Genomic DNA, 4,133 nt, shown 5'->3' on the forward strand with positions numbered 1-4,133 from the left:
TCACCGACCCGGACGGCAACCGGCTCGGCGTCCGCGGCGTCCAGCCCCGCACGGACCCGCGTCCAGGCGCCGCTCGTGGCCGAGGGTGGCCGGGCGGGTCCGGTGGAGAGGCGAGGGGCCATGAGGCGAGCGCTCCGGGGGTGTGAGCTGGGGAGACAGTTCTACCGGGAAACGGCGGGGACGACCACTGACAATTCTCCGGAATCCAGTAGTATCGGCTGACCTTCAGACCTCCCCCTGAAGCACACCAATCCCCTTCTGTGGGAGGAATCCCCGACCATGCGTGTACCGGCCACCGCACTGGCCCTCGGTCTCGTCGCGTTCTCCCTGATCCCCCTGGGAGCGAGCGGCGCCGGAGCCGAACCGGCGGCGAGCACGCTGGTCGTGCACACCACCGTCGTCACCGACAAGCCGCGCAGCGGCATGGCCGTCCAGGGACAGGTCTGGGTGGCCGCGACGGGCGACCCGGCCAAGAACGGCACCCTGTCGTTCTCCGCCGAACCGAAGACCGGCGTGACGATCAGCGCGATCTGCACCCGCTCCCCGCAGGGCTACTGCAAGCTCGGCGACGTCGACGCCCCCGGTATGACGATCCCGTTCACGATCCGGCTGGCCGCCAGCAGCCAGCCCGTCACGATCAAACTCGGGGTCTGGACCAGGGCCGACAACGTGAAGGCCGCCTGGGAGTACAAGAAGATCAAGTTCCGGACGGCGGCGACCGCGACGTCGTCCCCCCGGCCGTCCTCGACGCCCGCCACCACCCCTCCCCCCGCGACGACCCCGCCACCGGCGAACTACCCGCCGGCCACCTACCCCCCGCCGGGCACGCTGCCGACCGCGAGCAATCCGGTCACCGCTCCGTCCGGCCTGCTGCCGAGTGTCCCGGGAACGCCGTCGTCGTCCGCGACCCTCACACCGACCGGCCAGCCGACCGAGGTGGTGACGTTCGGCGCGTCAGAACCCGTGTACACCTATCCGGGCAACGAGTCCGCGCCCGCCGACACCGCCCTGAGCGGCAGCGACGACGAGGTGCCGGCGGCGCTCGCCCTCGGCCAGAGCCTGTGGCTCGGTGCGCTGCTCGCGGCGTGCGCGCTGGCCGCGATCCTGGTGTTCCGGCGCGGCCAGCAGATCCGCAGACCGGTCCCGGACACCGGCAAGCACCGGCCGAAGCCCGTCCTGACCGGGACCGTCCTGGTCAGGAACGAGCCGACCGCCGAATGGCCCGCGGCCGGGCCCGACACGCCCGGCTGGGGGCCGTCGGAGGATCTCGGCGACCCACCGCGCTAGATCGTCAGCGTCCCGTTCCTGCGGCCTGACGCCACCAGCCGCTCCATCGACACCGCGGCCAGCGCGAACCAGCCAAGCCCGACCAGCGCCTCCAGCCCCACGTCGGCCAGCACGTCCCCGGCCGACGCGCCCGCCAGCACCTCCCGGACGGCGTGCAGCCCGTGGGTCAGCGGCAGGAAGCCGGTGACGGCCTCGATCGGCGCGGGCCAGAACGTGGTCGGCACGTCCACCCCGCAGAACACCATCACCAGCCCGTAGGCCAGGTTGAGCACGATCCAGTCGACGCCCCACACCCGCACCGAGATCCCGGCGAGAAACGCCCCATAGCAGTAACTGCTGAGCCCGATCACCAGGAAGACCGGCACGGCGTGGAGCGCCTGCGGCCACGGCAGCGGCACGCCCAGCAGCGGCGGCAGCACCGCCCAGGCGACCAGCGAACTGGTCATCCCGGTCGCCAGCCAGTGCAGCCCGCGCGCCAGATAGAGCGGCAGGTGCCCGGCGGGCGCGGTGGCGAGCAGCGGCAGCGTCCCGTTGGCCCGCTCCCCCGCCAGAGAGATGATCACGATGGTGCCCTCGAGGCAGGCGACCATCACGATGTTGCCGACGAGCACGAACCGCATCGTGGCGTCGTCGCCGACGAACCGGCCGACCAGCGCGAAGAACGACGCCTGGCAGAGCAGCCTGGCCAGCCAGCCGAACGTCCAGGTCCGCCAGGTGTAGACGGCCCGCAGGTCGGCGAAGCCGAGCAGCACGGTCTGCCCGACGATCCGCAGAGTGAGCCTCACGCGTGGCCCACCGATCCGTCACGGCGCAGCCGGTCGACGCACGAGCGGGTCAGCACCAGCCCGCCCGCCAGCGCCCCGGCGCCCAGCAGCACGATCGCCGCGAACGGTCCCGGCCCCGCCGGGTCGCCGCGCAGCGCGCCCCGGAGCAGGTCGGCACTCCAGGACAGGAACACCAGCCTGCTCAGCGGCTGGATCCAGCCCGGCAGCAGCACGATCGGCACGAACACACCGCCCAGAATGTAGAAGGGGTAGCTGAGGGAGTTCTGCAGCACGTCCAGGGCGCGCGACAGGACGAACGCCGACGCCAGCAGGGTCGCCGTCCCGGCCATCGCGAACGCGGTGAGGAGCACCGCGAGCAGGAACGTCACCGGGTCGGCGACCGGCACGACCTGCCCGAACCCGACCGCGGCGATCAGCCATGCCTCGCCGAAAGTCAGCCCGCCGAACAGCACGACGGCCAGCACCCGGCCGAACACGATCAGCGCGAGCGGAGCGGGCGTCGCGACCAGCAACTCGAGCCGTCCGCCCCACCGCTCTCCGGCGATCACCTCACCCGCCAGATTGAGCGCCGCGATCCACAGCCCGGTCAGCCCCGGCGCGAGCACGGCGTTGACGACGGTGCCCGGCCGGTCGTTGGCCAGCGCCAACGCCAGCAGCGTGGTCGACTGCATCGCCGCGACGACCAGGATCAGCAGATGTCCTGGGCTCCGCCTGGCCAGGTCCAGTTCCAGCAGGAACGACCGCCACACCACCCTCATACCTTCAGCCCCCGCTCCCCCATGACGCGCAGATAGACTTCTTCCAGCGACGGTTCGGCCCGTCGGCCGGTCAGCACGCCCCGGTCGAGCAGCAGCCGCAGGATCCGCGCGGTGGCCGCCTCGTCACCGGCGTGCGCCCGCCACGTCCCGCTGGCGCCGGGGTCGACCGACAGGACCCCGTCCAGGGCCGCGACGGCCTCGGCGTGCGCCGGATCCGGGTGGGTGAACTCGACGCATTCGCGGCTGCCGAGGAACCGGCCCGCCTCCGACGGCGGCCCGCTGAACAGCAGGCGGCCCTGGTCGATCAGCGAGATCCGGTCGCACAGGGCGGCGGCCTCGTCCAGGTCGTGGGTGGCCAGCAGGACGGTCCTGCCTTCGGCGCGCAGCTCCCTGATCAGGGTGCGGAACTCGGCGGCGGCCACCGGGTCGAGCCCCGCCGTCGGCTCGTCGAGGAACAGCACCTCGGGCCGGTGCAGCAGCCCGCGCGCCAGATGCAGCCGCTGCTTCATGCCGCGCGAGTACCACTCGACACGGTCGTCGGCGCGGTCGGCGAGCCCGACTCGTTCCAGCAGCTCGTCGGCACGCCGGTCGACGGTCGCGGCGTCCAGCCGGTACAGGGTGCCGAAGAACCGCAGATTGCGGCGGGCGCTGAGCCGTCCGTACAGTCCGAGGTCGCCGCCGAGCACCACCCCGATCAGCTCCCGGACGGCCGCCGTCTCGGTGACGACGTCCCTTCCGTGGACGGCCGCCGTCCCGTCCGACGGCAGCAGGATCGTGGCGAGGATCTTCACGAGTGTGGTCTTGCCCGCGCCGTTCGGGCCGAGCAGGCCATGGATCTCCCCCTGGGCCACGCTCAGCGACAGCCCGTCCAGGGCGGTCTTCGGCTCCTTCTTCCGCTGCTTGTAGCTGCGCCGCAGCGCGGCGGCCTCGATGGCGGGGATCAAGCCGGTCCTCTTTCGGGTCGGGAACGCATGACCCAATCGTCGGCCTTAACAAAGTAAGGTCACCAGGGGCGAACGCCTTAGATCCCGTGCCGAGGCCGGCTAAGGCGGACGGACGCGACTGGGCGTCACGGGCCATGGCGGCGGCTTCACCGCGGGTCGCGGCGCCGAGTTTGCCGAGGATGTTGGAGACGTGCACGCTGGCCGTCTTGACCGAGATGACCAGGGCGTCGGCGATCTGCTGGTTGCTGCGGCCCGCCGCGAGCAGTGCCAGGACCTCCTGTTCGCGGGCGGTCAGCCGGGCCTCGGCCGCCAGACCCGAGCGGCGCAGCCGGGCGGAGACCGCGGCCGCCAGCGGGGCC

The 4,133-nt window shown here is 72.4% G+C and carries 4 protein-coding genes and 1 pseudogene; 1 reads left to right on the plus strand and 4 read right to left on the minus strand.

What is annotated here, in order from left to right; all coding sequences use genetic code 11:
- Window positions 1–279: 279 nt before the first annotated feature.
- Complete coding sequence (locus ACYVE7_RS30450; protein WP_460369556.1) at window positions 280–1,287, plus strand: hypothetical protein; 1,008 nt, start codon at window positions 280–282, stop codon at window positions 1,285–1,287.
- Here the strand turns inward: ACYVE7_RS30450 and ACYVE7_RS30455 are convergent.
- The 4 genes and pseudogenes from ACYVE7_RS30455 to ACYVE7_RS30470 form a co-directional block, all read right to left on the minus strand.
- Complete coding sequence (locus tag ACYVE7_RS30455; RefSeq protein WP_460369558.1) at window positions 1,284–2,072, minus strand: hypothetical protein; 789 nt, start codon at window positions 2,070–2,072, stop codon at window positions 1,284–1,286. The genes ACYVE7_RS30450 and ACYVE7_RS30455 overlap by 4 nt on opposite strands.
- Complete coding sequence (locus tag ACYVE7_RS30460) at window positions 2,069–2,830, minus strand: ABC transporter permease (RefSeq protein WP_460369560.1); 762 nt, start codon at window positions 2,828–2,830, stop codon at window positions 2,069–2,071. The genes ACYVE7_RS30455 and ACYVE7_RS30460 overlap by 4 nt, the downstream gene beginning before the upstream one ends.
- Window positions 2,827–3,774: an ABC transporter ATP-binding protein gene (locus ACYVE7_RS30465; protein WP_460369562.1), complete on the minus strand. Its 948-nt coding sequence runs from the start codon at window positions 3,772–3,774 to the stop codon at window positions 2,827–2,829. The genes ACYVE7_RS30460 and ACYVE7_RS30465 overlap by 4 nt, the downstream gene beginning before the upstream one ends.
- A gap of 190 nt (window positions 3,775–3,964) precedes the next feature.
- A pseudogene (locus ACYVE7_RS30470) lies at window positions 3,965–4,126 on the minus strand (LuxR C-terminal-related transcriptional regulator); the annotation flags it as partial.
- Window positions 4,127–4,133 lie beyond the last annotated feature (7 nt).

It is taken from the genome of Actinocorallia lasiicapitis (assembly GCF_054778695.1).

Excerpts from the sequence above, each read along its gene's own strand:
- ACYVE7_RS30450 (WP_460369556.1), top strand. The coding sequence starts at position 280 with ATGCGTGTACCGGCCACCGCACTGGCCCTCGGTCTCGTCGCGTTCTCC.
- ACYVE7_RS30460 (WP_460369560.1), bottom strand. The coding sequence starts at position 2,830 with ATGAGGGTGGTGTGGCGGTCGTTCCTGCTGGAACTGGACCTGGCCAGG.